At 65.4% G+C, this 3,983-nt stretch carries 4 protein-coding genes; 3 read left to right on the forward strand and 1 reads right to left on the reverse strand.

The window, feature by feature from the left end:
• The first annotated feature begins 328 nt into the window (after positions 1-328).
• Positions 329-1,279 (forward strand): tol-pal system YbgF family protein, encoded by a 951-nt coding sequence (locus tag ACH442_RS47910; RefSeq protein ID WP_396344903.1) that lies wholly within the window; start codon positions 329-331, stop codon positions 1,277-1,279.
• Complete coding sequence (locus ACH442_RS47915; protein WP_396344904.1) at positions 1,276-2,193, forward strand: phosphotransferase enzyme family protein; 918 nt, start codon at positions 1,276-1,278, stop codon at positions 2,191-2,193. Before ACH442_RS47910 ends, ACH442_RS47915 begins: the two co-directional genes overlap by 4 nt.
• Before the next feature lie 153 nt (positions 2,194-2,346).
• Here ACH442_RS47915 and ACH442_RS47920 read toward each other — a convergent pair whose 3' ends face one another.
• Positions 2,347-2,778: a DUF4259 domain-containing protein gene (locus ACH442_RS47920; protein ID WP_396344905.1), complete on the reverse strand. Its 432-nt coding sequence runs from the start codon at positions 2,776-2,778 to the stop codon at positions 2,347-2,349.
• Positions 2,779-3,135: 357 nt separating this feature from the next.
• On the opposite strand from ACH442_RS47920, the gene ACH442_RS47925 reads away from it, so the two are divergent.
• On the forward strand, positions 3,136-3,828 hold the full coding sequence (locus tag ACH442_RS47925) for a hypothetical protein (RefSeq protein ID WP_396344906.1): 693 nt from the start codon (positions 3,136-3,138) through the stop codon (positions 3,826-3,828).
• Positions 3,829-3,983 lie beyond the last annotated feature (155 nt).

Genomic DNA, 3,983 nt, shown 5'->3' on the forward strand with positions numbered 1-3,983 from the left:
TCTCGCCCGCCGGCTGACGGACGAAAACACCCCAACCTGGCGAGACCCTCAAATCGCATAACACCACAAAATACGTTAATCAGACGTCCTCTTAGAGAACTTCATGATCACCGACGCGATCTCACCCGCTACCTTCGCCTCCACAGAGGCCGCTTACACCGAGAAGCCCCAGCTCAGAGCCTTGCCATCTGACTATGCAATGGCCCTGGGTGGAGAACGCCCTCACCCTCGGCGTCACCAGCGCAGAGGAAGCCGAGGAGATCCGTAAGTCACTGCAGCACGCGGCCGAGGTCATGATGGGTACCGCCTTGCCGGAAGCGGACGTGTGGTGGCGCCCATTCCCCCACAGACACCCATTCCCGAGCACATCGGTGCGCCCGACGTCGCCAACATCGAACATCTGACCAGGATTTTGCGCGCGGTCGACTACCAGCACGGTGGTGGCGCGTGCCGGGAGGCGATCCTCGCGCAGACCGCGTACGCGCGAGCGATGCTCCAGTCGGACTGCAGCGACGAAGTCCGCAAGGACCTGGAACTCGCGGTCGCCGACCTTCACAACCTCGCCGCCTGGGCGAGCTTCGACATCGGGCACCACAGCAGCGCCCGAAAGCATTTCGCATCTGCCCTCGTGCTCGCGAAGAGCAACGAGAACTCCTCACTGGCCGCGAACGTGCTTTACCGGCTTGGCCGGCTCCATCTGCATCGTGGACACTTCCAGCAGGCCCTGCGCTTCTTCCAGCTCGGGCAACTGGCGGCCGGGGACGCTGATGACTTCGTGACCGTGGCGATGCTCCACGCCAACATCGCATGGGCATATGCACTGATGGGGTACGGCGGCAAGGCCGTCACCGCGCTTGAGCGCGCGCAAGACGAATTCGGCCGCGGAGAAGGCAACTTGCCTGCCTGGGTGGCGTTCTTCGGTGCGGCCGACCTCTCCGCGCTCACCGGCATGGTTCACAGCCTGCTGCCTGCCGACGAGAAAGAGGACCATGTCACCACGGCCATCAATTGTCTGACGGCCAGCATCAATGCCCGGGGCAGCACCAACACCCGCAGCACCATCTTCGAGTTAACTGCGCTGGCGACCGCCCGCCTGAAAGCGTTCGACACCCGCGCCGGCGTCGAAGACGGCAACCGCGCCGTAGACCTTGCTCTCCAGGTTCGATCCGTACGGACCGTCGACCGGCTCGCTCCGCTGCTCGAAGCTGCGCAGGCTCACCCCAAGGACGCTGAGGCTGTAGCCCTTGCCAGGCGCATTGTTACGCTTCAGGGAGCATGACAGATCAAATTCCAGCTCCGGCCGGCCGGACCCCGGACCAGCGCTTACACACCGTGTTGGCGGGAGTGCAAGCGCTTACTGGTGTCGGTATTTCTCGCGCGCAGCTGATCAAGTTCACGAACAACGCGGTCTTCGATCTCCCCGAGGCGGGCGTCGTGGCACGCATCGCTGCCTCCGCAACGATGTCCGACCGCGTCGACAAGATCATCCGAATCGCCCGATGGCTTCAAGAGGGCAACGTCCCCGCCGTCCGGCTGCTCGACTGCGAACAGCCGTTGATCGTCGACGACTTGAAAGTTACCCTCTGGCATCGGATCCCCGACGGGAACCGGCCGTTGACCGGGAGAGACCTGGGCAACATCCTTCAGCGATGGCACGGGCTCGCCCCGCCGACAGGTGGCCTACCGGCGTGGCAACCGGCAAACGAGATCCGCAGTAGACTCGCTGAGCCGCACGGCGTCAGCGCGGACGACCTGGCCTATCTGCAATCCGAGTGCGACCGGATCGAGGAGCAGCTCGGCACTCTGCAGTACGAACTTCCCTCAGGCCCCATCCACGGGGACGCCTTCATGGGCAACCTCATCGCAGGGCCGGAGCAACCCGTCATCTGCGACTTCGACAGCAGCTGCGATGGGCCCCGCGAATGGGACCTGGTACCGGTGGCGGTCGGCAAGCTGCGCTTCGACTATCCCGGCGATGACTACGGCGCGTTGGCCCATCAGTACGGGTTCGATGTCATCGCATGGCCGGGCTTCCCGGTACTGCGACGGCTGCGTGAACTGAAACTGGTCACCAGCCTGGTGCCGGTTCTCGCGAGCAGACCAATCCTGCAGCCCCAGTGGCAACGGCGTCTGGACACATACCGGAACAGGGACGACACCGCACGTTGGTCGACCTACGTTCGAGCGGCCTAGTTATTCCTGCACTGGCCGTACGCCGGAACGCCCAACCTCACGCTTGCCTCGGCCCCCCGCTCGGCCTAGCCGTACCAGCAGCTACCCAAGAACGCAATGACCCTGGTCCGACCCCCGATTTTTGCCAGTGGACCGTGTCTGTTGGGTGGATCGTCAGAGATCGAAAAGCGATTCGCGTTGCGGCGGGTCGAGTACTTTGCGCAGCTCAGAGATGGTTTGGCGCCATGCTGGGCTGTGGGGTGACGCGTCCCAGTTCTCGGCGAGCCAGGTAGGCGCCTTGATTACGCGGTCCAGGGCCTCGATGGCGAGGTTCCGGAGATAGGCCGGGAACTCGGGCATCGGGGTGGTCGGGCCGTAGACCGAGGTGATGGGTGCGCCGCCTGGGTATTGCGCGGCGATCAGAGCAGCGGCGGCGACGGCTCGCGGGGCGTCTGAGAGCCGGGAGTGATCGTCGGCCGGGTTGGCGACGCGTTCGAGGACCGCGCCGATCATTTCGATGCGTGTGTGTGTTGAGGCTTCGTCCATTTCGAAGGCGAAGTCGGCGGCGTCGTCGTTGTCGAACGGGCCGATGTCCCGAGTTCCCATGGGTGCCTTGACCTACCCGAATGGTGCCGGGGTGATCTTCGCATCATGAGTCCGTGTTCGTGGGAGGTGGCGCTGTCTGAGGTGTGAGTTCGGTGAGCCGGCGGTGGTCGTATCCGAGTTGGTCGGAGCGGGCTGGCGGTAAGGCCGTAGCCACCCACGCCTGCCAGGGGACCTGAACATCAACCGGTTCGTCGTCCAGCGGCCACGACCAGGACGGCTGTCCGCATCCGTGCGAGGCGAACCAACCGGATGCCCCGGTCACCGGCTCCGTCATCGGCTGGCATGATCGTCGATGTGGATCAGCGCAGTGCTTCAGGGGAATGGGTACGTCTAGGAATCCGAACGGTCGTCGTGACGGTGACGACGCTCGTCCTGGCCGGATGCGGCGGGTCCGAAGAGGAGCGGGCGATCACTACGACGTCCACCGGTGCCGCTTCCGCCGGCGTCACGGCGACCACCGGCCCGGACCGCCCGGTGGAGACACCCCGTGCCCCGGACCGGTCGTACTCGGCCCAGGAGCTCGAACGCGCGCTGCTGACCGTGACCGACCTGCCGACCGGTTGGAGCGCCGACCCCGACGGCAAGCCGGGCCACGACTCGCCGGAGCAGTTCGCCGAGTGCCCGAAGTACGCGGCCCTGGTCAGGAAACTGAACGGGATGGCGGAGGGCGCGACGGGCTTCGTGTCGCCGACCGGCTCCGATGTCTCCGAGAACCTGAGATCGCTATCGCAGACGGGCGCAGCGGCGCTCTTCGCCGAGCAGACCGAGGCGATCACGGCGTGTCCACGGCTGACGGGGACGACCGACAGCGGACTCTCGTTCACGATGTCCCTGACCGCGCTCTCGTTCCCGCGCCTGGGCGATGAGACGTTCGCGTTCCGCGGGGCGACGACGGCTTACGGCACCACGGTCACCGCGGATGTGGTGACCGTTCGCAGAGGAGGCGTCCTGGTCGGCATCGCGCATACGGCCAAGGGCCCAGTCGATACGGCAGTGACCGAGGACTTGATCCGGCGTGCGCTGGATAAGGCAGCGAAGGTACTGGTCTGATGCCGACCAAGATCAACGGTCCCGGTCGATCAGGCTCGTCGTGGTTACCCCAGCGGTGCCGCAGAGGCGCACGCGGGCGTCCGGGACCTCAGCGCCTGCGCTGGGCGATCGAGGACGGGATGCGCCGTTAACCGCAAGCCCGGGTGTTGTAGATG

The organism is Actinoplanes sp. NPDC020271 (assembly GCF_044388125.1).
GTDB lineage: Bacteria > Actinomycetota > Actinomycetes > Mycobacteriales > Micromonosporaceae > Actinoplanes.